This is a genomic window from Kitasatospora sp. NPDC036993 (genome assembly GCF_055607525.1).
In genome coordinates this window covers 47,035-72,093 of the sequence record NZ_JBVJRP010000012.1, presented here as the reverse complement: position 1 = coordinate 72,093, position 25,059 = coordinate 47,035, and the positions used below count along the sequence as shown (strand labels likewise).

The 25,059-nt window shown below is 72.8% G+C and carries 19 protein-coding genes, 1 tRNA gene, 1 other RNA gene, 1 pseudogene and 1 riboswitch; of the genes and pseudogenes, 4 read left to right on the top strand and 18 right to left on the bottom strand.

Annotated elements, in window-relative coordinates; translation table 11 throughout:
- The first annotated feature begins 160 nt into the window (after positions 1-160).
- Positions 161-1,471 carry a polysaccharide deacetylase family protein gene (locus ACZ7C5_RS25340; RefSeq protein WP_401090797.1) on the top strand — a complete coding sequence of 437 codons (1,311 nt, stop codon included), beginning with the start codon at positions 161-163 and terminating at the stop codon, positions 1,469-1,471.
- A 3-nt stretch (positions 1,472-1,474) separates the two neighbouring features.
- On the opposite strand, the gene ACZ7C5_RS25335 is transcribed toward ACZ7C5_RS25340, so the two are convergent.
- Together ACZ7C5_RS25335 and ACZ7C5_RS25330 are read right to left on the bottom strand one after the other, a co-directional pair.
- On the bottom strand, positions 1,475-2,914 hold the full coding sequence (locus ACZ7C5_RS25335) for an MFS transporter (protein WP_401090795.1): 1,440 nt from the start codon (positions 2,912-2,914) through the stop codon (positions 1,475-1,477).
- Between the two features lie 169 nt (positions 2,915-3,083).
- Positions 3,084-3,398 (bottom strand): DMT family transporter, encoded by a 315-nt coding sequence (locus ACZ7C5_RS25330; RefSeq protein ID WP_470323512.1) that lies wholly within the window; start codon positions 3,396-3,398, stop codon positions 3,084-3,086.
- Between the two features lie 44 nt (positions 3,399-3,442).
- Positions 3,443-3,508, bottom strand: a riboswitch (guanidine-III (ykkC-III) riboswitch).
- An 85-nt stretch (positions 3,509-3,593) separates the two neighbouring features.
- Between ACZ7C5_RS25330 and ACZ7C5_RS25325 the strand changes: the two genes are divergently transcribed.
- Positions 3,594-3,665, top strand: a tRNA-Cys gene (locus ACZ7C5_RS25325).
- A gap of 78 nt (positions 3,666-3,743) precedes the next feature.
- Here the strand turns inward: ACZ7C5_RS25325 and ACZ7C5_RS25320 are convergent.
- From ACZ7C5_RS25320 to ACZ7C5_RS25295, 6 genes and pseudogenes are all read right to left on the bottom strand, one after another.
- Positions 3,744-6,071 (bottom strand): xanthine dehydrogenase family protein molybdopterin-binding subunit, encoded by a 2,328-nt coding sequence (locus tag ACZ7C5_RS25320; RefSeq protein WP_470323511.1) that lies wholly within the window; start codon positions 6,069-6,071, stop codon positions 3,744-3,746.
- 593 nt (positions 6,072-6,664) lie between these two features.
- Positions 6,665-7,219: pseudogene (locus tag ACZ7C5_RS25315) on the bottom strand ((2Fe-2S)-binding protein); the annotation flags it as partial.
- 71 nt (positions 7,220-7,290) lie between these two features.
- Positions 7,291-8,157: an FAD binding domain-containing protein gene (locus ACZ7C5_RS25310; protein ID WP_223244628.1), complete on the bottom strand. Its 867-nt coding sequence runs from the start codon at positions 8,155-8,157 to the stop codon at positions 7,291-7,293.
- A 302-nt stretch (positions 8,158-8,459) separates the two neighbouring features.
- Complete coding sequence (locus ACZ7C5_RS25305) at positions 8,460-10,070, bottom strand: beta-N-acetylhexosaminidase (RefSeq protein ID WP_401090789.1); 1,611 nt, start codon at positions 10,068-10,070, stop codon at positions 8,460-8,462.
- A gap of 101 nt (positions 10,071-10,171) precedes the next feature.
- Positions 10,172-10,450 carry a DUF3039 domain-containing protein gene (locus ACZ7C5_RS25300; protein ID WP_188298100.1) on the bottom strand — a complete coding sequence of 93 codons (279 nt, stop codon included), beginning with the start codon at positions 10,448-10,450 and terminating at the stop codon, positions 10,172-10,174.
- A gap of 61 nt (positions 10,451-10,511) precedes the next feature.
- On the bottom strand, positions 10,512-11,096 hold the full coding sequence (locus ACZ7C5_RS25295) for a YqgE/AlgH family protein (RefSeq protein ID WP_188298099.1): 585 nt from the start codon (positions 11,094-11,096) through the stop codon (positions 10,512-10,514).
- A 302-nt stretch (positions 11,097-11,398) separates the two neighbouring features.
- Between ACZ7C5_RS25295 and murA the strand changes: the two genes are divergently transcribed.
- Entirely contained in the window at positions 11,399-12,739 is a 1,341-nt protein-coding gene (gene murA / locus ACZ7C5_RS25290) for a UDP-N-acetylglucosamine 1-carboxyvinyltransferase (RefSeq protein WP_188298098.1), read from the top strand.
- 77 nt (positions 12,740-12,816) lie between these two features.
- Here the strand turns inward: murA and ACZ7C5_RS25285 are convergent, their stop codons facing one another.
- The 8 genes from ACZ7C5_RS25285 to ftsE form a co-directional block, all read right to left on the bottom strand.
- Complete coding sequence (locus tag ACZ7C5_RS25285) at positions 12,817-13,101, bottom strand: HU family DNA-binding protein (RefSeq protein WP_030242980.1); 285 nt, start codon at positions 13,099-13,101, stop codon at positions 12,817-12,819.
- A gap of 509 nt (positions 13,102-13,610) precedes the next feature.
- Positions 13,611-15,083, bottom strand: coding sequence for an NAD-dependent malic enzyme (locus tag ACZ7C5_RS25280; protein ID WP_401090786.1), 1,473 nt, complete (start codon positions 15,081-15,083; stop codon positions 13,611-13,613).
- A 350-nt stretch (positions 15,084-15,433) separates the two neighbouring features.
- Positions 15,434-17,737, bottom strand: coding sequence for a HelD family protein (locus tag ACZ7C5_RS25275; protein WP_470323510.1), 2,304 nt, complete (start codon positions 17,735-17,737; stop codon positions 15,434-15,436).
- 151 nt (positions 17,738-17,888) lie between these two features.
- Positions 17,889-18,270: a transfer-messenger RNA gene (gene ssrA, locus ACZ7C5_RS25270) on the bottom strand.
- Positions 18,271-18,356: 86 nt separating this feature from the next.
- Positions 18,357-18,833, bottom strand: coding sequence for an SsrA-binding protein SmpB (gene smpB / locus ACZ7C5_RS25265; RefSeq protein WP_188298095.1), 477 nt, complete (start codon positions 18,831-18,833; stop codon positions 18,357-18,359).
- A 56-nt stretch (positions 18,834-18,889) separates the two neighbouring features.
- Positions 18,890-20,029, bottom strand: a complete 1,140-nt coding sequence (locus ACZ7C5_RS25260) for a S41 family peptidase (protein ID WP_470323509.1) — start codon at positions 20,027-20,029, stop codon at positions 18,890-18,892.
- A 113-nt stretch (positions 20,030-20,142) separates the two neighbouring features.
- Positions 20,143-21,054: a permease-like cell division protein FtsX gene (gene ftsX, locus ACZ7C5_RS25255; protein WP_188298093.1), complete on the bottom strand. Its 912-nt coding sequence runs from the start codon at positions 21,052-21,054 to the stop codon at positions 20,143-20,145.
- Positions 21,055-21,133: 79 nt separating this feature from the next.
- Positions 21,134-21,823 (bottom strand): cell division ATP-binding protein FtsE, encoded by a 690-nt coding sequence (ftsE, locus tag ACZ7C5_RS25250; protein WP_030059730.1) that lies wholly within the window; start codon positions 21,821-21,823, stop codon positions 21,134-21,136.
- Between the two features lie 349 nt (positions 21,824-22,172).
- Here ftsE and ACZ7C5_RS25245 point away from each other — a divergent pair, with 349 nt between their 5' ends.
- Positions 22,173-22,367, top strand: a complete 195-nt coding sequence (locus ACZ7C5_RS25245; protein WP_188298092.1) for a hypothetical protein — start codon at positions 22,173-22,175, stop codon at positions 22,365-22,367.
- Positions 22,368-22,525: 158 nt separating this feature from the next.
- Here the strand turns inward: ACZ7C5_RS25245 and prfB are convergent, their stop codons facing one another.
- Positions 22,526-23,641 carry a peptide chain release factor 2 gene (gene prfB / locus ACZ7C5_RS25240; protein ID WP_401090781.1) on the bottom strand — a complete coding sequence of 372 codons (1,116 nt, stop codon included), beginning with the start codon at positions 23,639-23,641 and terminating at the stop codon, positions 22,526-22,528.
- Between the two features lie 94 nt (positions 23,642-23,735).
- Entirely contained in the window at positions 23,736-24,989 is a 1,254-nt protein-coding gene (locus ACZ7C5_RS25235; RefSeq protein WP_401090779.1) for a serine/threonine-protein kinase, read from the bottom strand.
- Positions 24,990-25,059: the final 70 nt, after the last annotated feature.

Below are 25,059 nucleotides of genomic sequence, written 5' to 3'. Positions count from 1 at the left end.
GTTGCGTCGTTCGGGGGATCGCCCGCGACCGCGCGCTGCGCCTCTTCGGCCGGCCCCGCCCCCGTGCCATGCTGACCCGGTCGCGGGGCCCCCACCCCACCCGCCCCGAGCCGGACTCCGCACTCCCGCACGCCGCCCCCGCCCCACGAACGGAGTGACCATGGAAGCCCTCTCCCGCCGGACCCTGCTGGCGGCCGGTGCCGCCACCGCCGCCACCCTGGCGGCGGGCTGCGGCAGCAACCACGCCGCCGACGGGGAGCGGGCGACCGGCACCACCGGGGCCGCCACCGTCCCCGCCACCGGCGCGGCCGACGAGCGGGACGGCTCCCCCACTCCGGCCCCGGCCCCCAGGCCGCAGGCCGTCCTGATCGGCGACGGCTCCACCTCGGACACCGGCGCCCAGCCGCACCAGCCCGTCCCCGACCAGCTGCGGCCCGGGCAGCGCCCGCCCCAGTTCGTGGTCTTCTCCTGGGACGGCGCCGGCGAGCTCGACAACGGCCTGTTCGCCCGCTTCCGCCGGCTGGCGCAGGAGCACGACGCGAAGATGACCTTCTTCCTCAGCGGCCTCTACCTGCTGCCCGAGTCCAGGAAGGACCTCTACCGCCCGCCGCAGCACAAGGCCGGCGCCTCCGACATCGGCTACCTGAGCGACCAGCACATCCGCGACACCCTGGAGAACGTGCACGCGGCCTGGCTGGAGGGCCACGAGATCGGGACCCACTTCAACGGCCACTTCTGCGGCTCCACCGGCGTCGGCAAGTGGTCCCCCGAGGAGTGGGACAGCGAGATCCAGCAGGCGATGGACTTCGTGACGAACTGGCGCACCAACACCGGCTTCACCGACCTGCCGGCGCTGCCCTTCGACTACCGCAAGGAGCTGATCGGCAGCCGCACCCCCTGTCTGGAGGGCCAGCGCAACCTGCTGCCCACCGCGGTCAAGCGCGGCTGGCGCTACGACAGCAGCGGCAACGGCACCCAGGTGTGGCCGCAGAAGATCCAGGGCGGCGCGCTGTGGGACCTCCCGCTGCAGTCCATCCCGTTCCCCGGGCACACCTTCCAGGTGCTCTCGATGGACTACAACATCATGTACAACCAGTGCGGGCCCAACACCAAGGCCGACCCGGCGCTCCATCCCGGCTTCCAGACCCAGGCCCGCGACGCCTACCTGATGGGCTTCGACCGCGCCTACAACGGCAACCGGGCGCCGTACGTCATCGGCAACCACTTCGAGGAGTGGAACGGCGGCATCTACATGAACGCCGTCGAGGACGCCCTGAAGGCCATCGCGGGCAAGCCGGAGGTCCGGCTGGTCTCCTTCCGCCAGCTGGTCGACTGGCTGGACGCCCAGGACCCCGCGGTGCTGCGCAAGCTCCAGACGCTCGCCCCCGGGCAGTCCCCGGGCGGCGGCTGGGAGGCCTTCCTCGGCAGCCCGGCGGCGCCGCCGGCCCCCGCCGCCGGCGCCGTCGGCTGACCGTCAGGCCTTCGTCCGCACCCGGCCGGAGAGCAGCGCGCCGATCAGCGCCACCGCGGCCATCGACAGCAGGATCACCGCGAAGGCGCCGGGCGAGCCGGCCGCCTCGCCGCCCTCGTGGGCGGCGGCGAGCGTGCCGCCGCCCAGCGCCGCGAACATCACCCCGGCCAGGCCCGTCAGCAGCACGTTGCCCAGCGCGTCGCTCATCTGGAGGGCGGCCGAGTTGGCCCCGGCGTCCTCCGGCGCGGAGAGCTTCATCATCAGCACGCTGACGGTCGCGATCGCCATCCCCATCCCGATGCCGCCGACGCCCCAGGCCACCGCCGCGGCCCAGGCCGGCACCGCGGGGACCAGCACCAGCGCGGCGCCCGCGATCGCCACCGCGGTCAGCACGAAGCCGCCCCGGATCATCGCCTCGCGGTAGCGCTCAGCCCCCGGCCGCCCCTGGAGCCAGGAGCCCAGCGCCCAGGTGAGCCCGCCGCTGGTCAGGGTCAGCCCGGACAGCGTCGGCGAGAGGTCCCGCTGGGTGGTCATCATCAGCGGGACGAAGGCCTCGGCCCCGAGGAACGCCCCGGCCGCCAGCCCGCGCAGCAGGATCACCGTCGGCAGGCCCCGGCCGGCCCGCAGGGTCCCCCGCGGCAGCAGCCCCAGGACGGCCGGCACCAGCAGTGCCGCCCCGGCGATCCCGGGGAGCAGCCCGACCAGGTCGCGCCGCTGGCCGGCGTACTGCAACAGGCCCGCGCCGACCGCCGCCATCGCGGCCAGCAGGGTGCGGCGGCGGTCGAAGGCCGCGCCCCTGACCGCCGGGTGCTCCCGCTCGGAGCGGGCCAGCGCCGGGCCCATCACCGCCAGCGGCAGCAGGATCAGCGCCGGCACGGCCAGGAAGACCCAGCGCCAGCCCAGGTGCTGGGTGACGGCCCCGGAGACCAGCGGGCCCAGGATCGAGGGCAGCACCCAGGCCGAGGAGAAGGCCGCGAACACCGCCGGCCGCAGCCGGTCCGGGTAGGCCCGGCCGACCACCACGTACAGCGCGACGATCACCAGCCCGCCGCCCAGGCCCTGGATCGCCCGCCCGGCCACGAACACCCACATGCCGGGCGCCGTGCCGGCCACCACCAGACCCACGCCGAACACCGCGATGCCGGTGAACAGCGGCCGCAGCGGCCCGCTCCGGTCGCACCACTGGCCGGAGACGACCAGGGCGAACAGCGTGGTGGTGAAGTAACCGGAGAAGGCGAAGGCGTACAGCCCCAGACCGTCCAGTTCGCGGGCCGCGGTGGGCATCGCGGTGTTGACGGCGGTCGCCTCGAAGGCGATCACCAGGACCACCGAGACGATCCCCAGTGTCAGCGCCCGGTAGCGGGCGCCGAGCACCCCGCCACCGGGGTCGTCGTCGGGGGGTATCGGTACGGGGTCGACCGAGGTGGGGGAAGCAGTGGTCATACGGGACATGGTAAGAGCCGTCCGCCCCGATGACCCCTGACCCCGGTCGGTGATCGACTCGGTCCTCGGACCCAGGCCCCCGGACCCGGGACGCGGGCCCGGAGGCCGGTCGCCGCGGCGCCCTCAGGGCGGATGCGGCGCCCTCAGGCCGGGTGCGGCGCCCCGGGTCTCAGTGCAGCACCTTGAGGCCCACCACGCCGGAGACGATCAGCAGCAGGCAGGCGATCCTGGCCGTGGTCGCCTGGTCCCCCAGGGCCGCCATGCCGTAGACCGCGGTGCCGACCGCGCCGATGCCGACCCAGACGGCGTAACCGGTGCCGATCGGAATGGTGCGCATCGCGTACGCCAGACCGCCCATGCTGAACAGCAGCGCGACGCCGAAGATGAGGCTGGGAACGAGGCGGGTGAAGCCCTTGGACGATTCCAGGGCGACCGCCCACACGGTCTCCAGAAGACCCGAGACGATCAGAACGAGCCAGGCCATGACGGTCGTACCTCCGCAGTCCACAGCGGCCGGAATGCCGCTGAACTGCGCCGTCTTGTCGTCACCGGGTACGACGCGCTCGTCCGGGATGGCGGAAATGCCGCCACCGGTCTCCGACCGTAGCACATGTCGCCATACAGAATTTACACAAGGACATTGACCCCTCTCCCCCGGATCGGCCACTATGAATTCACTGGCCGTGTGCCCGAGTGGCTTAGGGAACCGTCTGCAAAGCGGTACACGCGGGTTCGATTCCCGCCATGGCCTCGCCGGAAAAGGGAATTGCCGGCCGACTTCTCCGAGTCGGCCGGCAATTCCCTTTCCGTCGTTTTCCCGGGTTTCCGGTCAGGCCGTGACGGCGTCCTCCGCCCGGATCGGCAGCCGGCCCACCGGCAGGCCGGTGGCGGCGCGCACGGCCGCGGCGACGGCCGCCGGGGCGACCACCGCGGGGACGGCGCCGACCGCCTTGGCTCCGAAGGGGGCCACCACGTCGCGCTCCTCCAGCAGCGTGGCGATCCGCACCTCGGGGGTGTCCAGCGCGGTGGGCAGCCGGTAGCCGGTGAGCGAGGGGTTCTGGAGCACCCCGCCCTCCGTGCGCAGGTCCTCCAGCAGCGCCAGGCCCACGCCCTGGGCCACGCCCGCCTCGATCCGGTCCTCGATCTGGCGCGGGTTCAGCGCCCGGCCGACGTCCTGGGCGACCGTCATCTCGACCACCCGAACGGCGCCCAGCTCGATGTCCACGTCCACCACCGCGCGCATCGCGCAGAACGAGATGGAGACGAAGGCGTCACCGTGCCCGGCCTCGTCCAGCGGCTCGGTGGGGTGCGGGCGGCACTGCGCGGTGGCCCACAGCTCCTTGCCCTCCAGCGCCTCGGCGACCGGCATGCCGAGCACCCCGTCGTACGAGGTGATCTTGCCGTCGGCGATCTGGAGCAGCTCCGCCGACATCCCGAAGTTCGCCGCGATCGGCTGGAGCAGCTGGTGGCGGACCATCAGCGCGGCCCGCTCGACGGCGCCGCCGGAGACCCAGGTGTGTCGGCCGCGGGCGGCGGGCCCGGCGATCGACTGGTCGCTGTCGGCCGGCGCGATGTAGACCTCGCTGACGCCCAGCACGGTCTGCACGATCTGCCGGGCCAGCGTCGCGAAGCCCTGCCCGGCGTCGACCGCCGCGCAGATCACCGTGGCGTGGTCGCCGCTGACCCGCACGGTCGCGGTGGAGACCTCGTCCTCGCCCTCGGCGCCCAGCATGTGCACCATGCCGACGGCGTAGCCGATGCCGCGCCGCACCGCCGCCGGGTCGCCCGCGCCGCCGGGACCGCCGGGCAGCAGCCACTCGGCGTCCGGGTCGTCCACCGGCAGGGCCGGCAGCGGCTCGTCCGCGACCGCGTCCAGCAGGGCGCGCACCGGCGCCGGGCAGGTGACGGCCTGTCCGGTGGGCAGCGGGTCGCCGGTGGACATCGCGTTGCGGCGGCGGATCTCCACCGGGTCCACGCCGATCCTGGCGGCCAGCTGGTCCAGCTGCGACTCGTACGCGAAGCAGACCTGGAGGGCGCCCTCCCCGCGCATCCGCCCGGCCGGCGGGTTGTTGGTGCGCACCGCCCAGGCGTCCACGAAGACGTTCGGGCAGACGTACGGACCGGCCGAGAAGGCCGTCGCGGCGGCCAGCGCCTCGGCGGAGACGTCCGCGTAGGCACCGCCGTCCAGCAGGATCTGCGCCTCGACCTTCACCAGCGTGCCCTCGGCGTCGGCGTGGTGGCGGTAGCGCAGCAGCGCGGGGTGGCGCGAGGCGTGGGTGTGGAAGGACTCCTCGCGGGTGAGCGTCATCTTCACCGGGCGGCCGGTGCGCAGCGCCAGCAGCGCCAGGGTGACCTGGAAGGAGAGGTCCTCGCGGTCGCTGGTGGCGCCGGGCACGCCGGTGACCACCAGCCGGACCCGGTCCGGCTCCAGGCCCAGGCAGGCGGCGGTGCGGTCGCGGTCGCCGTGCGGGTCGGTGGAGGACAGGTGCAGCTCCACCCCGCCGTCCGGGCGCGGCACGGCCAGCCCGGCCTCGGCGCCGAGCGGGGCCGGGTCCTGCCGGCCGACCTGGTACAGGCCCTCGACGACGACCTCGCCGACCGCGTCCGGGTCCCCGGTGCGCAGCGGCAGGTGGCGGAACAGGTTGCCGTCCGGGTGCAGCGGCGGCGCGGTGAAGGCCTGCTCGGGGTCGGTGACGGCCTCCATCGGCTCGTAGTCGACCGCGATCAGACCGACCGCCAGCCGGGCGGTGTCCGGGTGGTCGGCGGCCACCGCGGCGACCGGTTCGCCGTGGTGGCGCACCACGCCCGCGGCCAGCACCGGCCGGTCGGCGACGATCGGCCCGGCCGGGGCGCCGTCGGGGGCACCGTCAGGGCCCGGCGGCAGGTCGGCCGCGGTGACCACGGCGTGCACGCCGGGCAGCGCCAGCGCGGCCGAGGTGTCGATGCCGCGGATCCGCGCGTGCGGGTGCGGCGAGCGCAGCACCGCGCCCCACAGCAGCCCCTCGGCCCACAGGTCGGCGGCGTACGGGTAGATGCCGAGCGCCTTGGGCAGCGCGTCGCTGCGCAGCGGGGAGCTGCCCAGGCCGGTCGGCTCCGGCGTGCCGCCCTCGCCGCCGTCCTGCTGGAGTGCTGCGCCGATGTCGGTAGGCGACGTCATGATGCGTGGTCGTCCTCGGGGAGCCGGATGCCGTGGGCGGGGGTGGCCCCGTACGGGACGCCGGCCGGGGCGCCGCCCTCGGCCGGGGCACCGTGCGGGTGCGGGACGGCGTACGGGGTGCCGTGCGGCGGCGTGCCGTCGTGGGCGGTGCCGGGCAGCGGGGTGCCGTGCGCGGGGGTGGGCTCGTAGACCGGGGCGTCGTACCCGGTGTCGTAGCCGTTCTGCTGCTGGTGGCCGTCCGGGTAGGGCAGGTAGGTGCCGTGCGCGGGGGTGGCCTGGTACGGCTGTTCGGGGTAGCCCTGCGGCGGGTAGTACACCTGGTCGTCGGCGGCCTGGGCGGGGATGGCGTCCCGGATCGGGGCCAGCACGGTGGTGTCGTACACGCCGGTGTCGTAGCCGCCCTGGGGGTCGCCGTACGGCGGCGCGGCCGGGGCCTGCTCGACGCCCTGCGCTCCGGCGTGGTGCTGTCCGACGTGCCGGGGGCCGGTGGCGTGCGCGTCCGGGTGGGGCCCGGCGGACTGCTGCGGGACGTGCTCGATCCAGGCCTCGGCGTCGGTGTAGACCGGCGGCTCGACGGGCTGGTCCGGCTCGGCGGGCCCGTCCGCCGGCCCTTCGGCGGCCGTTTCGGCGGCCGTTTCGGCGGACGCCTCGGCCGCCTCGGCGGCCTCCTCCGCCTCCAGCGCGCGGGCGTCCGCGACGGTCTGGACGGCGGCCAGCACGCCCCGGTAGCCGGTGCAGCGGCAGAGGTTGCCGCAGAGCGCCTGGCGGGCCTCGACCTCGGTGGGCCGGTGGTTGCGCTGGAGCAGGTCGTGCACGGCCATCGCCATGCCGGGGGTGCAGTAGCCGCACTGCACGGCGCCGGAGGCGGCCAGTGCCTGCTGGACCCCGCTCGCGCCGCCGGCGGCCGACAGGCCCTCGACGGTGCTGATCTCGCTGTCCGCGGCCAGCGCGGCGGGCACCAGGCAGCCGGCCACCAGCTGGCCGTCCACCTGCACCGAACAGGCCCCGCACTCGCCCTGCTCGCAGCCGTCCTTGGCACCGGCCAGGCCGAGCCGCTCGCGCAGCACGTAGAGCAGGCTCTCGCCGATCCAGGCGTCGGTGACGGGCCGTTCGAAACCGTTGACCCGCAGCGTGTACGAGGCGCACGGGCGCAGCTCGCGGCTGACCTGCGGGGAGAGGCCGAGCGGGTCGGCGTCGAGGGTCTCGATGGGGTCTGTGCTCACTTCAGCGCCCTTCCCAGTGCCCGTCGGGCCAGCACCGATACGGTACGCCGCAACCGAACGGCGGCCGCGGTCGGCCCCTCGGTCACGGCCTCCCAGGCGCCCTCGGCGCCGTAGTTGTCGGGGACGCAGGCGGCGGCCGCGTACTCGCCGAAGGCCACGGTCGCGGCCGGGTCGATCTCCCGGCTGCCGTCCCAGTCGATGCAGCCGGCCACCCAGGCCTCGGCCTCCAGCGGGCGCAGCGGCACCGGGGCGACGGCTCCGACGGCGCAGCGCACCGAGCGCCGGGCCGGGTCGAGGACGAGGGCGACGGAGGCGGTGGCGCGGGCCGGGCCGCTGCGGCCGGTGGCCTTGAGGAAGACCTGCGGGGCGTGCAGCAGCGGGACCCGCACCCAGGTGAGCAGTTCGCCGGGGCGCACCGGGTCGAGTCCGGTGAGCAGGTGACTGACCGGCACCTCGCGGCTGCCGCCCGCTCTGGTCAGGGTGACGCTGGCCTCCAGCGCGGTGAGCACCGGGAGGGTGTCGCCGGCCGGGGCCGCGGTGACGATGTTCCCGCCGAGGGTGCCGACGTTGCGGACCTGCGGCGGCCCCGCGGTGCGGGCGGCGTCGGCGAGCGCGGGGATGAGCGCCGCGAAGTCGGGGCGGTCCATCCGGGCGTGGGTGAGTCCGGCGCCGAGGACGGCGGTGCCGCCGTCCTCGTAGCGCCACCCGCGCAGTTCGGTGATCCGGCCGAGGCCGACCAGGGCGGCGGGCCGCAGCCGGCCGGCGTTGACGGCCTCCATCAGGTCGGTGGCTCCGGCCACCGGTACCGCGGCCGGGGCGGCGGCCAGCGCGTCGACGGCCTCATCGAGGGAGGCCGGCAGCATGATCGTCCGGTTCACCTGGGTCCCACCGTGCTCCACTTGCTCATCGATCGCCTGCCGCCCGCCGGCCTACGGCCGTGCCGTCCCGCGTCAGCAGCCCGGCCTGGCCCGTAGGGTACGGGCGATCGGGCCGGGTTGGGCAACTCTGGCACACAATGCTCGATGATCACTTCGGGGCCGGTGAACGGGGCTGCCCGATTGGGACTGATACCGGGCGGTATCTGCCCCGACCCGGTCCGGGCCAGGGCAGATGTTCATCTCTTCTTGACGTCGGATGACCGCTCAGAAGTTCCCGGTGAGTAGGACTAACGGACCGGCGGCGGACCCTCCAGCGGGCGGCCGACCACCCCGGGCCGGCGCTGCCAGGGGTGCGGCCCGTCGGCCGGGCGGTACTCGACGCCGAGCGCGTCCAGCGCCTTCAGGTGCGTCGTCAGCCGCTGCTCGAACCCGGCGAAGTCGCGCGCGGCAGGCTCGGCGGGCAGCTCGGACCAGGCGACCTCGGCGAAGGCCACCAGCCGGGGGAAGGCCCGGTAGTCGATGTCCCTGGCGCTGTCCGTGAACTCGCTCCACAGGTTGGCCTGGGTGCCGATCACGTGCCGGGCGGCGGACTCGTCCAGCTGCCCGGGGACCGGCTCGAACCGGTAGACGTCCTCCAGGGTGCGCACGAAACCGATCGGGATCGGCTCGTCCGGCCCGTCCGCCTGCCGGTGGTCGAAGTAGACGTGCTGCTCGGGGCACATCACCACGTCGTGCCCGGCCTTCGCGGCGGCGACCCCGCCGCCGAAGCCGCGCCAGGAGGCGACGGCGGCGCCCGGGGCGAGCCCGCCCTCCAGGATCTCGTCCCAGCCGATCAGCCGGCGGCCGCGCTCGGCCAGCCAGCGGTCGAAGTGCCGGATGAGGTGGCTCTGCAGTTCGTCCTCGTTGGCCAGGCCCAGCTCGCGGATCCGCTCCTGGGCGGCCGCGCTGTCCTTCCACTGCTCCTTGGGGCACTCGTCGCCGCCGAGGTGGATGAACTCGGACGGGAACAGCTCCAGGACCTCCTCCAGCACGCCCTCGAAGAAGCGCAGGGTCGCCTCGGAGGCGTTGAGCACGTTGTGGCTCACCCCCCAGTCGGTCCAGACCCCGAGCGCGGCGGTGTCCACCACGTCGGAGTTGCCCAGCTCGGGGTAGGCGGCGACGGCGGCCTGGGTGTGGCCCGGCAGGTCGATCTCCGGGACGACGGTGATCCCGCGCGCGGCCGCGTAGGCGACGATCTCGCGCAGGTCGTCCTGGGTGTAGTAGCCGCCGTGCGGGCGGTCGTCACGGCGCTGGGCGGCCCGGTAACCGACCATCGAGCGCTCCCGCCAGGCCCCGCGCTCGGTCAGCCTCGGATAGCGCCTGATCTCCAGCCGCCAGCCCTGGTCGTCGGTCAGGTGCAGGTGCAGCACGTTGAGCTTGTGCGCGGCCAGCAGGTCGACGAAGCGCAGCACGTCCGACTTCGGCAGGAAGTGCCGGGCGACGTCGAGCAGCACCCCGCGCCAGCCGAACCGGGGGGCGTCCTCGATGTCGGCGCCGGGCAGCACCCAGCCCTCGCGGCGCAGCGGCGAGCGGCGGTAGGCGTCTGGTCCGAGCAGCTGCCGCAGGGTCTGCGCGCCCCACACCGCACCGGCCGGGCCGCCCGCGGCGAGCAGGACGTGGCCGGGGCGCACCGTGAGCCGATACGCCTCGGCGGCCAGCGCGTCGTCCTGGACCAGCTCGATTCCCTCACCCGGACGGCCCGGGCCGAGCGGCAGCCCGGTGGCGGCGGACAGGGTGGCCCGCAGCCAGCGCTCGGCGTCGGCCAGCGCGGGGGAGGCGGTCAGCGTGGTGGCGGCGTCGAGCGGGAAGTCCTCGTCCGGGCGCCGGACGGCACTGGAGGGTGCGGGAATGAGGTCCATTCCGACATCCTGCCCACGCCCCGAACGATCGGCATAGACCACCATCGAAAAGCAGTGCTATGCAAAACGGCGTTGTGCGTGACGCCGCGGAGCCCCTCGGACTACTTGTTCTCCCCGTCGCCGTCCTTCGGCTTGCCGATGCCGTCGTAGATCTCCTTGCACATCGGGCAGACCGGGTACTTCTTCGGGTCGCGTCCCGGCACCCACACCTTGCCGCAGAGCGCCACCACGGGGGACCCGGAGAGCGCGCTCTCCATGATCTTGTCCTTCTGGACGTAGTGCGCGAAGCGCTCGTGGTCGCCGTCCCCGTGGGACACCTGGGGGACGGGCTCGACCAGGGTGCCGGTGCCGAGGCCGCGCTCGGGCTCAAGAGTGCTCATGGGTGCCAAGTCTATGGGCGCCTCCGGAAACCCGGCCAGTATCGCGCCGCCGGGCCCCGGCTCAGTTCATCGTCGGGTCCTCCGGATAGGTCGCCAGCAGGGCCAGCGGGCCGCGCTGGCGGCGCAGCACCGAGCGCCACAACCGCTCCGGCTCGGGGCTGGAGACGTCCCCCGGCTCGCAGTCCACCAGGTACCAGGCGCCGCTCTCCAGCTCCGTCTCCAGCTGCCCGGGCGACCAGCCCGCGTACCCGGCGAAGATCCGCAGGCTGCCCAGCTCGCCGGCCATCACCTCGGGCGGCGCCTCCAGGTCCACCAGGCCGATCGCGCCGTGCACCCGGCGCCAGCCGAGCGGCTCGGCGGTGCCCGGCTCCCCCGGCGCCACGGCGAGGCCGAGCGCCGAGTCCAGCGCCACCGGGCCGCCCTGGAACACCACGGCCGGCCGGCCGACGAGTCTGTTCCAGCCGTCCAGCACACTGCCCACCTCGACCGGCGTCGGCCGGTTGAGGACCACGCCGAGCGCCCCCTCGGCGTCGTGGTCGAGGAGCAGCACCACCGCCCGCGCGAAGTTCGGGTCGGTGAGCATGGGCGTCGCGACGATCAGACGGCCGGTGTGGGACCGGCCTCCGTGCGAATGGGCCGCCGTCATGCCCACATGATCCCGCAGAACGGCACCGCTCGGACACCGCAACGCCCGGAAACCCGCCACGCCGGACGAACACCCGTACGGCCGCACCGGCGGGCGCCGACAGGCCCGGAGAGAGCACCATCACGGGAGAGGCTCACGGGAACCAACGGCGCGCCTACTACCATCTACGTCTGGTGGACGCCTCTCTACGGTGCCGACTCGGTTTCGCCGGGGGCCCGAACGCGCCCGTACGACCGGTCCACCACCGGCTCTCTCCCGGAGCCCTCCCCCCGACTCCTCTGGCACCCCGGATTGCGAGAACGATGACCGACGACGTCCTGCTGGTCCACGGCGGAAACCCCCTCGAAGGCGAGATCCGCGTCCGCGGAGCGAAGAACCTGGTCCCCAAGGCCATGGTCGCCGCCCTCCTCGGCCAGGGCCCCAGCAGACTGCGCAACGTCCCGGACATCCGTGACGTCAAGGTGGTCCGCGGCCTGCTTCAGCTGCACGGCGTGACCGTGCGCACCGGTGACGAGGAGGGCGAGCTGATCCTCGACCCCTCGCACGTCGAGAGCGCCAACGTGGCCGACATCGACGCGCACGCCGGCTCCTCGCGGATCCCGATCCTGTTCTGCGGCCCGCTGCTGCACCGCCTCGGCCACGCCTTCATCCCCGGCCTGGGCGGCTGCGACATCGGCGGCCGCCCGGTCGACTTCCACTTCGAGGTGCTGCGCCAGTTCGGCGCCAGCATCGAGAAGCACCCGCAGGGCACCTACCTGGTCGCCGCGCAGCGCCTGCGCGGCACCAAGATCGAGCTGCCCTACCCCTCGGTCGGCGCGACCGAGCAGGTGCTGCTCACGGCCGTCCTGGCCGAGGGCGTGACGGAGCTGCGCAACGCGGCCATCGAGCCGGAGATCGTCGACCTGATCTGCGTGCTGCAGAAGATGGGCGCGATCATCACGCTGGGCACCGACCGGACCATCCTGATCACCGGTGTGGACGAGCTGAACGGCTACAACCACCGCGCGCTGCCGGACCGCCTGGAGACCGCCTCCTGGGCCTGCGCGGCGCTCGCCACCAAGGGCGACATCTACGTCCGCGGCGCCCGCCAGCTGGAGATGATGACCTTCCTCAACACCTTCAGGAAGGTCGGCGGCGCCTTCGAGGTGGACGACGAGGGCATCCGCTTCTGGCACCCGGGCGGCGAGCTCAAGGCGATCGCCCTGGAGACCGACGTGCACCCGGGCTTCCAGACCGACTGGCAGCAGCCGCTGGTGGTCGCCCTGACCCAGGCCACCGGCCTGTCCATCGTCCACGAGACGGTGTACGAGTCGCGGCTGGGCTTCACCGGCGCGCTGAACCAGATGGGCGCGCACATCCAGCTGTACCGCGAGTGCCTGGGCGCCACCCCGTGCCGCTTCGGCGCCCGCAACTTCCTGCACTCCGCGGTCGTCTCGGGCCCGTCCAAGCTGATCGGCTCCGAGCTGGTCATCCCGGACCTGCGCGGCGGCTTCTCGTACCTGATCGCGGCGCTGGCGGCCGAGGGCACCTCGACCGTGCACGGCATCGACCTGATCAACCGCGGCTACGAGAACTTCATGGACAAGCTGCGCGACCTCGGCGCCCACGTCGAGCTGCCCAGCGAGCAGCTGGTCGACGCCTGACGGGCCGGGTCACCGGAACGGCGAGAGGCCGGGCTCCCCAGCGGGGAGCCCGGCCTCTCGGGCGTTCAAGGGGTGGCTCAGGCAGCGCCCTTGGCGGCTTCCTTCAGCTTGGAGCCGGCGCTCACCTTGGCGCTGTAGCCCGCGGCGATCTGGATCGGCTCGCCGGTCTGCGGGTTGCGGGCGGTGCGGGCAGCGCGGTGGGTGCGCTCGAAGGTCAGGAAACCGGGGATGGTGACCTTCTCGTCGCCCTTGGCGACGACCTCGCCGACGATCTCGGCGAAGGCGGCCAGAACGGCGTCGGCGTCCTTGCGGGTCACCTCGGCGCGCTCGGACAGCGCGGCCACCAGCTCACTGCGGTTCATGTGTACTCCTGTGGTCTGTTCGCTTGCGGTGTGCGGGGGCCCATCGGTGCTCCCACCGGGGGGCACCCGGATGGGCCGCAGGTCCGCACACTGTGCTCATGCAGGCAATGCGTGGTCACGGGCCGGATCCGCACCCGGTGCCGTGCGCCGGAGCCGTCGAAGGCCCGCCCGCCTGCCTGGATACGAATCCTGCCCCGACCGGCCCCGAGAAAGCCAATCGGGCCCCGGCCGAGCCACCCCAACATCGCCCGCCCGTTGGAGGTGTGACGCTCCGTCGGCTCCGGCGGACCGGGCGCGGGCGGCGGTCGGGACGACACGCCGGAAGACCAGGGGGACGTTCCGTACTTGTCGGACACGCCTGCCCCGTGCAGAGCTACGGTACGCCCTAGGACTGACAAGCCCAAACACGCCCCTCGCCCTTGTGTCGCAAGGGTTCGGGGCGGGACTGGGCGGGTATGACCGCTATTCGCACATTTGAGCGATCCGTGACGGGTCGCCCGATGCCTCCGTCAGAGCTTGACGACGGGGAAAGCGGCCGTGTCGAGGGTGCCGACGATGCCCGGGGTCGGACGGGCCGGTACGGGGGCCTCCTGGGCACCGGCCAGGGCCGCCTCGCGCACGGCGGCGGCGACGGTCTTGGCCACGTCCTTGTGGAACACGCTCGGGATGATGTAGTTGGCGTTCAGCTCGTCGTCGGCCACGGTGGTGGCCAGCGCCCGGGCGGCGGCGATCATCATCTCGGTGTTGACCGTACGGCTCTGGGCGTCCAGCAGGCCGCGGAAGACACCCGGGAAGACCAACACGTTGTTGATCTGGTTCGGGAAGTCGCTGCGGCCGGTGGCGACCACGGCGGCGGTCTGCCGGGCGATGGCCGGGTCGACCTCCGGGTCCGGGTTGGCCAGCGCGAAGACGACCGCGTCCGGCGCCATGGTGGCCAGGTCGTCGCCGTCCAGGACGTTCGGGGCCGAGACGCCGATGAAGACGTCGGCGCCCGCCACGGCCTCCTTGAGGCTGCCGGTGCGGCCCGAGCGGTTGGTGTGCTCGGCGATCCAGCGCAGGCTGTCGTCGAGGTCCCCGCGGCCCAGGTGGACCACGCCGTGGACGTCCGCCACGGTGGCGTGCTCGACGCCGGCGGCCATCAGCAGCTTGAGGATCGCGGTGCCCGCCGCGCCGGCGCCCGACATCACCACGCGGATGTCGGCGATCTCCTTGCCGACCACCTTCAGCGCGTTGGTGAGGGCGGCCAGCACCACGATCGCGGTACCGTGCTGGTCGTCGTGGAAGACCGGGATGTCCAGGGCCTCGCGCAGCCGGGCCTCGATCTCGAAGCAGCGCGGCGCGGAGATGTCCTCCAGGTTGATCCCGGCGAAGCCGGGGGCGATCGCCTTGACGATGGCGACGATCTCGTCGGAGTCCTGGGTGTCCAGGCAGATCGGCCAGGCGTCGATGCCGGCGAAGCGCTTGAACAGGGCGGCCTTGCCCTCCATGACCGGCAGCGCGGCCTCCGGGCCGATGTTGCCCAGGCCCAGCACCGCCGAGCCGTCGGTGACGACGGCCACACTGTTGCGCTTGATGGTCAGGCGGCGGGCGTCCTCGGGGTTCTCCGCGATCGCCATGCAGACCCGGGCGACGCCCGGGGTGTAGATCATGCTGAGGTCGTCACGGTTGCGGATCGGCAGCTTGGAGGACATCTCGATCTTGCCGCCGAGGTGCATCAGGAAGGTGCGGTCCGAGACCTTGCCGATCGACACGCCGTCGATCGTGCGCAGCTTCTCGACGATCTCCTCGCCGTGCACGACCGAGGAGGCCGCCACCGTGACGTCGATCCGCAGCGCCTCCAGGCCGGAGGCGGTGACGTCGAGACCGGTCACCGATCCGCCGGAGGACTCCACGGCCGTGGTGATCGCACTGACGGCGTTGCCCCTGGCCGGGACCTCCAGCCGTACCGTGATCGAGTTGGAGACACTGGGCACCGTCGCCATCGACGCTTCCTTCTTCCGTCTGTCCCGCAGGCTCAACATCTTGTTGAAGGCATCGCCTGCGCATGCTGGGACTCGATCGTCGCACCTTCCGAGGGGTAGCCAGAAATAACGTTCATTGAGTGTGCGGATCCGACAATCCCACCCGAACGCCGCCGGGCTCCCGCCGCTCACTCCTTGCCTCCTCCGGCCGATGCGTTACATTGGACGGGACACCGGCTCGATCCAAGCCCCCGGGCCCAACCTTCGTCCCTTCGAGGGACCACTTGCCGCGAGGCGAGCATGGCGGGTCGGTGTCATCAACGTCTGAAGGCCCCTCACCAACCGGTGAGGGGCCTTCGTGCTGCGGTCCGTCAGCCGTGCAGCAGCGCGGGCACGCCGGCCGCGTCCGGCAGGTCGTCCGGGCCGGAGAGCACGGTCAGCCGCTGGGTCGCGCGGGTCAGCGCCACGTACAGCACCCGCAGGCCCGCCTCCGACTCGCCGGCGATGCCGGTCGGGTCGGCCACCACGGTCGCGTCGTACTCCAGGCCCTTGGCCTCCAGACTGCCCAGCACCACCACGCGCTCGCCCAGGCCCTCGGCCCAGCCCGCCGCCTCGGTCCTGCGGTCCATCGGCACCACGATCGCCACGGTGCCGTCCACCTCGGTCAGCAGCCGCGACAGCTCGGCCCTGGCGGCCGCGCCGAAGGCCTCCGGCGAGGGGTCGGCGACGGCCGCGAAGCGCGGCTCCACGCCGACGTGGCGCACCGCGCTCGGCGAGGGGGTGCCCGGTGCGGCCAGCGCCAGCACCTTGGCCGCCACCTCGGCGATCTCGGCCGGGTTGCGGTAGTTCACGGTGAGCGTGAAGCGGCGGCGCGGCTTGCCGGCGAGCACCTCGTCCAGCGCGCCCTGGGCCTCCTGCGGGAACGGCCAGGAGGACTGTGCCGGGTCCCCGACGATCGTCCAGGTGGCCATCCGGGCCCGCCGGCCGATCATCCGCCACTGCATCGGGGTGAGGTCCTGCGCCTCGTCCACGATGACGTGCGCGTACTCCTTGCGCTCGACCGGCAGGCTGTCGCGCCGGCGGGCGCTGCGGTCGGCGAAGGTGGTGACCTCCTCCAGGCCGCTCAGCAGGTCCACCGCGTCCACCTCGCGGAACTTCGGGCGGGCCGGCTCGCCGAGCAGCACCTGGAGCTCGTCGATCAGCGCGACGTCGTGCGCGGACAGCGCGCCCTCGCCCGCCGCCGACAGGTGGCGCCAGGAGGCGGCCAGCAGCCTGGCCTCGTCCGGGGTGACGGCCCTGCGGGCGATCCGGTTGGTGTGCCGGTGCTGCCGCAGCGTGCCGAGCACCCGGCGCGGGGTCACGGCCGGCCACCAGGCGTCCAGGAAGTCCAGGAAGGAGGCCTCGTCCGAGACGTACTCGTCGAAGGACTCCTTCTCCTCCTGGCGCTGCTCGCGGGCGTAGTGGTCGGCGGGCTTCGGCAGGTCCCTGGTGGCCTGCTGCCACAGGGCGTCCAGCAGCAGCCGGCGGGCGCGCGGGCGCAGCAGGTTCAGCGGGGTGCCGCCGGAGCCCACCACGTTGCCGCGCACGGCCTTCAGCCGGCCGGCGTCCAGCTTCAGCACCTCGCCGCGGGCGACCACCTTCAGCTCCTCCGGGGCACCCAGCTCCAGCGCCGCCCGGGCGGCCCGGCGCAGCAGCTGCACCATCCGGGCCGAGCCCTTGACCCTGGCCGCCTCGGGGGTGTCGTAGGTGCCCGCCTCGATGCCGTCCACCAGCGAGCCGACGGCCCGGATGGCGACCTGGCCCTCCTCGCCGAGCGAGGGCAGCACGCCCTCGGTGTAGGAGACCAGCAGCGGGGTCGGCGAGACCACCAGGATGCCCCCGGCGTAGCGGCGGCGGTCCTGGTAGAGCAGGTAGGCGGCGCGGTGCAGGGCGACCGCGGTCTTGCCGGTGCCGGGGCCGCCGGTGACCAGGGTGGCGCCCGCGGCCGCGGCGCGGATCACCTCGTCCTGCTCCCGCTGGATGGAGGAGACGATGTCGCGCATCGAGTGGCTGCGGGCGCGGCCCAGCGAGGCCATCAGCGCGCCGTCGCCGACCACGGCCAGCTCCTCGCCGTCCAGGGTCGGGGTGAGGTCGGGACGCAGCAGGTCGTCCTCGACGCCGATCACCTTGCGGCCCTTGGAACGGATCACCCGGCGGCGGATCACCCGGCCGGGCTCGACCGGGGTGGCGCGGTAGAACGGCGCGGCGGCGGGCGCGCGCCAGTCGATCACCAGCGGACCGTACTCGGCGTCCAGCACGCCGAGGCGGCCGATGTGCAGGGTCTCGGCGACGGCCGGGTCGGCCCGGTCGAGCGGGGTATCCGACGGGATGCCGTGCTCCTCGGGGGCGTCCGCCCGTTGGAGGTCGATCCGGCCGAACAGGAAGTCCTCGAACTCGTTGTTCAGGCGTTGGAGGTGGGCGCCGGCCCGGTAGACCTGGGCGTCCCGCTCGGCGAGCGCGCCGGGAGTACCGACCTGGACCCGCTTGGCGGCGTCCTCCAGGATGTACTCGGCCTCGGCGAGCTTCTCCTCCAACCGGTGGTAGACGGTGTCGAGGTGCTGCTGCTCACCGGCGATCTCGCGTGCGCGGACGGTCTCGTGGTCGGTGGCGGGGGTGGTGGGCGTGTTGCTCTGCATGGCCTCGGTGGTAGCGGCGGAATCCGGCTCCGGAAAACGAGCGGACGGATGATCCTACGCCGCGACCCCCCGGCCGCGCTGCTCCGGAGCGGACAAAAGTCGAAGGCCGCCCTCCGCTGAGCGGTGGACGGCCTTCGGCATGAACATGGGGTGGTGGAGATGCCGGGAATCGAACCCGGGTCCAGTGGAGTTAATTCAGGGCTTCTCCGAGCGCAGTCCGCTGTGCTTTTCTCGGCCCTGGCGGTCACACGGACAAGCCGCCAACAGGCCCAGCTGCTGTTTGATTTCCCATCCACCCTCGCAGCCCGGGCGGACGGTTGAGTTCCCTAGATTATGCCAGGGTCCGGGTCGGGAACTCCCCGGTCTGACACCCAAGCGCTATCGGTGCTTATTAGGCAGCGAGAGCGAACTGCTGGGAATCGCGCTTAGAGTTGGCGATTATTTTTTTGCGACACGTGGTTTACGAGATCATTGCCGCGTTCCTCGGCTCGCTTCCCCTGTTTCAACATCCCCTGTCGAAACCGATCATCCCCATGTTTTTTTGAGAAACAGCTCGGACGGTGATCGTCCGTGTTGCTTGCGCCATACTACGCGAGGCGACGGGCGAGGGTCCAGCGGATTAACCCTGGCGCCGCCGGGCGGCCGCCACCGCACGGGCCGTCTCGCGGGTGTCCTGCTTCTCCCGCAGCGTCTGGCGCTTGTCGTAGAGCTTCTTGCCGACCGCGAGTGCCAGTTCGAGCTTCACCCGGCCGTCCTTGAAGTACAGCGAGAGCGGGACCAGGGTGTGACCCGCGTCGCGGACCTTGGTCTCGATCTTCTGGATCTCCATCCTGTGCAGCAGCAGCTTGCGCTTGCGCCGGGCCGCGTGGTTGGTCCACGTCCCCTGGGTGTACTCGGGGATGAAGACGTTGTCGATCCACGCCTCGTGGTTCTGGATGTAGGCGTAGCCGTCGACCAGGTTGGCCCTCCCCTCACGCAGCGACTTGACCTCGGTGCCGGTGAGGACGAGGCCGCACTCGTAGGTGTCGAGGATCGTGTACTCGTGTCGCGCCTTCTTGTTCTGCGCGATCAGCTTCTGTCCGGTTTCCTTTGCCATAGCGCGGCCATTCTCGCACTTCGACGCCGGATGGGGCAGCTGCTTTAGCGGCCGGGCTAGGCGAGGGTGCCGAGCCCGGACAGCACCCGCAGGGCCAGCCCGTCGGCCTCCTCGCCGGAACCGGCCGGGACGTCGGGGGTCAGGCCGGTGCCGTCCAGCGTGCGGCCGGCCGGGGTGTGGTAGCGGCCGACGGTCAGCTCCAGCACGGCGCCGTCGGCGAGCCGGCTGGGCTGCTGGACGGTGCCCTTGCCGAAGGTCCGCGAACCCACCACCACGGCGCGGCTGCGGTCCTGGAGGGCGCCGGCCAGCAGTTCGGCGGCGCTCATCGTGCCGCCGTCCACCAGCACCACCAGCGGGGTGCGCTGGTCGCCGCCGGGCGGGGCGGTCAACTCCCTGGTCTCACCGCGCTCCTGGTACGAGCCGACCGTTCCGCCGTCCAGGAAGATCCCGGCGGTGCCGGCCGCCTCGTCCACCAACCCGCCGGAGTTGCCGCGCAGATCGAGCACCACGCCGGCGTGGACGGCGCGCAGCGCGGCGCGCACCTGGTCGGCCACGCCGCTGGTGAAGCCGCGTACGGTCACCCGCAGCACGCCCTTGCCCAGCTGCTCCGCGGTGACCTGCCGACTGTCCAGCAGCACGCGCCGCAGTCGCAGTTCGCGCACCTCGGCGCCGCCGCGCCGGACGGCCAGGGTGACCTCGGAGCCGGCCCGCCGCTCGTCGCCCTGGCCGCGCAGCCGAGCGACCACCTCGGTCACCGGCAGGCGGTCCGCCTGGTCCTGGCCGATCCGCAGCAGCCGGTCGCCGGGGGCGATCCCGGCCGCGGCGGCCGGGCCGTCCGGCGCGACCTGGGCGACCTCGGTGACGCCGTCCTCACCCCGGCCGACCGAGAGGCCGACGCCCGGGTACCGGCCGTCCAGGCCCTGGCTGAACTCCGCGTACTCCTGGGCGCTGTAGTACGCGCCCCAGCGGTCGCCGCCGGCCGCGAGCAGGTGCTCGGCCTGCTGCTCGGACAGGGCGGCGCCGGCCGGGTCCGCCGGCAGGCCGCCGACGGCCGCCGGGGCGGTGTCGGCGGAGGGGCGGTGCGGCGGACCGCCCGGATCGCCCCAGGCACCGGTGGCCGCGCCGGTCAGCAGCACGGCGCCGAACACCAGGCTGAGAGCGGCCACCTGGCGGGCCCTGCGCGGATTCTGCAGCATGTCACGGGAGTGTAGACACCGGTCCGCGCGGGACGGGCCGCAACGGTGGACCGCGGAACGCCGACGGCCCCGGACGGCGCAGTGCCGTCCGGGGCCGTCGGGGTGTCCCCGAATCAGACCTTGAGGTACTTGCGCAGCGTGAAGAACGCCGCGACGCCGGCCATTCCCATGCCCACCACGATCAGCAGCGGTATCACCGCCAGCACCGAGCCGAGCCCGATGAAGTGGATGAACTGCACCCGGTCGGCCAGCCAGTTCTGGACGAAGAAGTGCCCGCCGACCAGCAGCCCGGAGGCCATCGCGGCGCCGAGCAGCGCCGAGAAGGCCGCCTCGGCGATGAACGGCATCTGGACGTAGAAGTTCGAGGCACCGACCAGGCGCATGATGCCGGTTTCACGCCGTCGGCTGTACGCCGACACCCGGACGGTGTTGACGATCAGCAGCAGGGCGACGAAGAGCATCAGCACCATGATCACGAAGGCCGCCGTCTGGAGGCCGTTGAGCAGGCCGAACAGGTTCTCCAGGATCTTCCGCTGGTCCTCGACCGACTTGACGCCGGGCTTGCCGGCGAAGGCGCTCTGGATCACGTCGTACTTGGTCGGGTCGTTGAGCTTGACCCGCCAGGACTGCGGCATGGCGTCCGGGCCCAGGACGGAGATGAGCGGGTTGTCCGGGTTCATCTCCTTCCAGTGCTTGTACGCCTCGGCCGAACTCTCGTACGTGGACGACTGGACCACCGAGGTCATCTTGTCCAGCTGGTCCTTGATGTCCTGGACCTGCTGGTCGGTGGCCGCGCCCTTGTCGCACTGGGGCGAGTTGCGGGCATCCGCCTTGGTGCAGAAGTAGATGCTCACCTCGACCTTGTCGTACCAGTACCCCTTCATGGAGTTCACCTGGTCGCGGACCAGGAGCGAGGAACCGGCGAGGGCGAGGGAGAGCGCGACGCTGACCACGACCGCGATGGTCATGGTCAGGTTGCGTCGGAGACCCACACCGATCTCCGACAGGACGAACTGGGCACGCATGCGGGAAACAACTCCAGGGTCGGTACTGCTCGTGGTCTGGCGGTCCGGGCCGGCGGCCCCACGGGTCAGCGCTGGTCGGTCAGTGCTGGTATCCGTAGACGCCGCGGGCCTGGTCGCGGACCAGCAGCCCCTTGTCGAGCTCGATGACGCGCTTGCGCATCTGGTCGACGATGGCCTGGTCGTGGGTGGCCATCAGCACCGTGGTGCCGGTGCGGTTGATGCGGTCGAGCAGCTTCATGATGCCGACCGAGTTCTGCGGGTCGAGGTTGCCGGTCGGCTCGTCCGCGATCAGCAGCATCGGACGGTTCACGAAGGCACGGGCGATCGCCACGCGCTGCTGCTCACCACCGGACAGCTCGCCCGGCATGCGGTCCTCCTTGCCGCCCAGGCCGACCAGCTCCAGCACCTCGGGCACCACCTTGTTGATGGCGCTCTTGGGCTTGCCGATCACCTCCAGGGCGAAGGCGACGTTCTGCGCGACCGTCTTGTTCGGCAGCAGGCGGAAGTCCTGGAAGACGGTGCCCAGCTGGCGGCGCATGTGCGGCACCTTCCAGTTGGACAGCTTGCCGAGGTCCTTGCCCAGCACGTGGACCGCGCCCGTGCTGGGCCGCTCCTCGCGCAGGCACAGGCGGAGGAAGGTGGACTTCCCCGAGCCGGACGAGCCGACCAGGAAGACGAACTCACCCTTCTCGATCTCCAGCGAGACGTTGTCCAGGGCGGGACGGTTCTGCTTGGGATAGGTCTTGGAGACGTTGTCGAATCTGATCACGGCTGCATCACGGAGGCCATCCTAGGCGGCGCCAGTCCTCGCTCGATCCGCCCCGGAGGCCCGGTCCGCGGGCGGGCGAAAGGAGGGCAGAGGGCCGCTCCCGGACTGGGACCATACGCGAATCGGCAACCGGCCCGCAGGGACCGCCCGTGACAGCGTCCGGACCATGGGAGAGAATGTCCGTTTATGCCCCGAATATTGCGAGGCATCTCACAGCCCGGGAGCCGGAACCGCCGGAACCTGGCAGAGTGGAGGGAGCGACCGCGCCCGGCCGCTCCCCCGTACAGGGCAGTCCATGGAACCAAAGCCCCGTCCGGTGCGTTGGCAACAGCAGCGAGGAGGAGATCGCATGACCTGCGACCATCTGGTGTGCGCCAACTGCAACGGCCGCGTCAGCGACGGGCGTTGCCCGGTGTGCCGGGCCAACCGGGCCCGGATTCAGGAGCAGCAGGGGCCGTTCGCCGCGCTCTCCCCCGCGGTGCTGCTGGCCCTGCTGGCCGGGCTGCTCGCGGTGGCGCTGATCGCGCGGCAGGCACTGGCCTGAGTTCCCCTGACGTACGAGAAGGCCCCCGACCGCTGCGGTCGGGGGCCTTCGTCATGTCTGCTGTCACCCGGCGTGCTACTCGGCGCTGGTCTCGCGCTGCTTGCGCCGGCGGATGCCGGCCTCGATGCTGTGCCTGATGTTCATCGAGGCCGGAATCCTCACGCCTCGTTCGAGGTTTCCCGCTGCTTGCGCCAGCGGATCCCGGCCTCGATGAAGCCGTCGATGTCGCCGTCCAGCACGGCCTGCGGGTTGCCGGCCTCGTACGCGGTGCGGACGTCCTTGACCATCTGGTACGGGTGCAGGACGTAGGAGCGCATCTGGTTGCCCCAGGAGCTGCCGCTGTCCTTGAGGGCGTCCATCGCCGCCTTCTCCTCCTGGCGGCGCCGCTCCAGCAGCTTGGCCTGGAGGACGTTCATCGCGGACGCCTTGTTCTGGATCTGCGAGCGCTCGTTCTGGCAGGAGACCACGATGCCGGTCGGGAGGTGCGTGATGCGCACCGCCGAGTCGGTGGTGTTGACGCCCTGGCCGCCGGGGCCGGAGGCGCGGTAGACGTCCACCCGCAGCTCGCCCTCGTCGATGTCGACGTGGTCGGACTGCTCGACGACCGGGAGGACCTCGACACCGGCGAAGGAGGTCTGCCGGCGGCCCTGGTTGTCGAACGGCGAGATGCGCACCAGGCGGTGGGTGCCCTGCTCGACCGAGAGGGTGCCGTAGGCGTACGGCGCCTTCACGGTGAAGGTCGCCGACTTGATGCCGGCCTCCTCGGCGTACGACGTGTCGTACACCTCGGTGGGGTACCCGTGCCGCTCGGCCCAGCGCAGGTACATGCGCATGAGCTGCTCGGCGAAGTCGGCGGCGTCCACGCCACCGGCCTCGGCACGGATGTTGATCAGCGCCTCGCGGGAGTCGTACTCGCCGGACAGGAGGGTGCGGACCTCCAGCTCCTCGACCGCCTTCTGGAGGGCGACGAGCTCGGTCTCGGCCTCGACGCGGGTGTCCGCGTCGTTCTCGGCCTCGGCGAGCTCGAACAGCACGCCCAGGTCGTCGATGCGGCTGCGCAGGCCCTCGACCCGGCGCAGTTCGCCCTGGAGGAAGGAGAGCCGGCTGGTCACCTTCTGCGCGTTCGCGACGTCGTCCCACAGGGTGGGGGCGGCTGCCTCCTCCTCCAGGACCGCGATGTCGGCCCGGATCTTGTCCAGGTCGAGGACGGCCTCGATCGACCCCATGGTCGTATCGAGGTTCTTGAGCTCTTCGGAAGGATCGACGGCTGCCACGCCCCCAGGGTAATGGTTCCGGGAGTGGTCATGGCGACACCCCCGGTTCCTCAGGAGTCCCGGCCGCCGTCACGCCCGGGGCCGGGCCCCGGCCTCAGGGCGCCCGCGAGGCCGTGCCCGACACCGCGGGACGGGCCGGGTGCCCCTCGTCGGGGACGGTGGCCGCGAAGGCCGTCCAGGCCGCGGCGGCGCCCGCCAGCAGCAGCACGGTGGCCAGCAGGACGGCCAGCAGCCGGCGGCGGCGCAGCAGGGCCTGGCGGTCCCTGCGGTGGCCGGGGGCGGCGCGCTGGGCGCGGGACTCGACCGCGTACGCGGCCAGCTCGTCGGCGGACGGGCGGCGCAGGCTGGTGTGGGTGTCCCGGGTGGAGTCCGGGGCGGCCCCCGGCACCAGCGGGACGGCCGGGCCGCGGCGACGCTTGTGGGCGCCGGGGGCTGCGTCGATCTCGGCGTAGACGGCCTCGCCCGGGGTCAGCTGCTCCTCGGCCGGGGCGCGGCCCTGGCCGGGCACGGCGAGCACCGGCAGGCCGGCCAGCGAGGGCAGCTGCTCGCGCAGCCTGGCGGCCAGCTCGGCGGCGCGCAGCCGGGAGGCGGGGGCCTTGGCCAGGCACTCGGAGATGATCCGCCACAGCCCGTCCGGGAGGCCGGGGATCGGCGGCACCTGCTCGGTGACGTGCCGGCGCAGCACCGCGCCGGTGTGGCCGCCGCCGAACGGGGTGAAGCCGGCCAGCAGCTCGTACAGCACGGTGGCGAGGGCGTAGATGTCGACGGCGGCGCGCGGCTCCAGGCCCTCGATGATCTCGGGGGCGAGGTAGTCGGGGGTGCCGATGATCCGGGTGGCCCTGGTCCGGCGCGGGGCGTCGACCAGGCGGGCCACGCCGAAGTCGGTGAGCTTGGCGCGCGGGGCGCCGCCCGGTCCCGGGGCGGCGGCGAGGTCGAGCAGGACGTTCTCCGGCTTGACGTCGCGGTGGACGATCCCGGCGGCGTGCGCGGCGGCCAGGCCGTCGGCGACGTCGGCGATGACCGAGGCGGCGGTCTGCGGCGGCAGCGCGCCGTCCCGCTCCAGCCGGGAGCGCAGGTCGGTGCCCTGGACCAGCTCCATCACCAGGGCGAGGTCGCTGCCGTCCACCACCATGTCGCGCACGCCGACCACCCGGGGGTGGTCGAGGCTGGTCAGCGCGGTGCGCTCCTGGACGAAGCGGCCGACCAGCACCTGGTCGGCGGCGAGGTCCTCGCGCAGCAGCTTGACGGCCACCGGGCCGTCGGGCCCCTCACCGAGCCAGACCGTCCCGGCCGAACCCCGGCCGATCACCTGGTGGACGGTGTACCGGCTGCCGATCTTGCGTGCCAATGCTGCTCCGTGGGCGGCGCGGGAGCGCTCCGGGGGTCCGGCGCGCTCGGTGGGGCGGGACAACAGCGAC

What these genes read in the sequence shown, in the direction of transcription:
- ftsX (WP_188298093.1), bottom strand. Translation starts at nt 21,054, where the DNA reads ATGCGTGCCCAGTTCGTCCTGTCGGAGATCGGTGTGGGTCTCCGACGC.
- ACZ7C5_RS25305 (WP_401090789.1), bottom strand. Translation starts at nt 10,070, where the DNA reads ATGGACCTCATTCCCGCACCCTCCAGTGCCGTCCGGCGCCCGGACGAG.
- smpB (WP_188298095.1), bottom strand. Translation starts at nt 18,833, where the DNA reads ATGGCAAAGGAAACCGGACAGAAGCTGATCGCGCAGAACAAGAAGGCG.
- ACZ7C5_RS25310 (WP_223244628.1), bottom strand. Translation starts at nt 8,157, where the DNA reads ATGCTGCCGGCCTCCCTCGATGAGGCCGTCGACGCGCTGGCCGCCGCC.
- ACZ7C5_RS25320 (WP_470323511.1), bottom strand. Translation starts at nt 6,071, where the DNA reads ATGACGTCGCCTACCGACATCGGCGCAGCACTCCAGCAGGACGGCGGC.
- ACZ7C5_RS25285 (WP_030242980.1), bottom strand. Translation starts at nt 13,101, where the DNA reads ATGAACCGCAGTGAGCTGGTGGCCGCGCTGTCCGAGCGCGCCGAGGTG.
- ACZ7C5_RS25260 (WP_470323509.1), bottom strand. Translation starts at nt 20,029, where the DNA reads ATGCTGCAGAATCCGCGCAGGGCCCGCCAGGTGGCCGCTCTCAGCCTG.
- ACZ7C5_RS25280 (WP_401090786.1), bottom strand. Translation starts at nt 15,083, where the DNA reads ATGGCGACGGTGCCCAGTGTCTCCAACTCGATCACGGTACGGCTGGAG.
- ACZ7C5_RS25295 (WP_188298099.1), bottom strand. Translation starts at nt 11,096, where the DNA reads ATGACGGCGGCCCATTCGCACGGAGGCCGGTCCCACACCGGCCGTCTG.
- ACZ7C5_RS25245 (WP_188298092.1), top strand. Translation starts at nt 22,173, where the DNA reads ATGACCTGCGACCATCTGGTGTGCGCCAACTGCAACGGCCGCGTCAGC.
- ACZ7C5_RS25300 (WP_188298100.1), bottom strand. Translation starts at nt 10,450, where the DNA reads ATGAGCACTCTTGAGCCCGAGCGCGGCCTCGGCACCGGCACCCTGGTC.
- ACZ7C5_RS25335 (WP_401090795.1), bottom strand. Translation starts at nt 2,914, where the DNA reads ATGACCACTGCTTCCCCCACCTCGGTCGACCCCGTACCGATACCCCCC.
- ACZ7C5_RS25275 (WP_470323510.1), bottom strand. Translation starts at nt 17,737, where the DNA reads ATGCAGAGCAACACGCCCACCACCCCCGCCACCGACCACGAGACCGTC.
- ACZ7C5_RS25340 (WP_401090797.1), top strand. Translation starts at nt 161, where the DNA reads ATGGAAGCCCTCTCCCGCCGGACCCTGCTGGCGGCCGGTGCCGCCACC.
- ACZ7C5_RS25330 (WP_470323512.1), bottom strand. Translation starts at nt 3,398, where the DNA reads ATGGCCTGGCTCGTTCTGATCGTCTCGGGTCTTCTGGAGACCGTGTGG.
- murA (WP_188298098.1), top strand. Translation starts at nt 11,399, where the DNA reads ATGACCGACGACGTCCTGCTGGTCCACGGCGGAAACCCCCTCGAAGGC.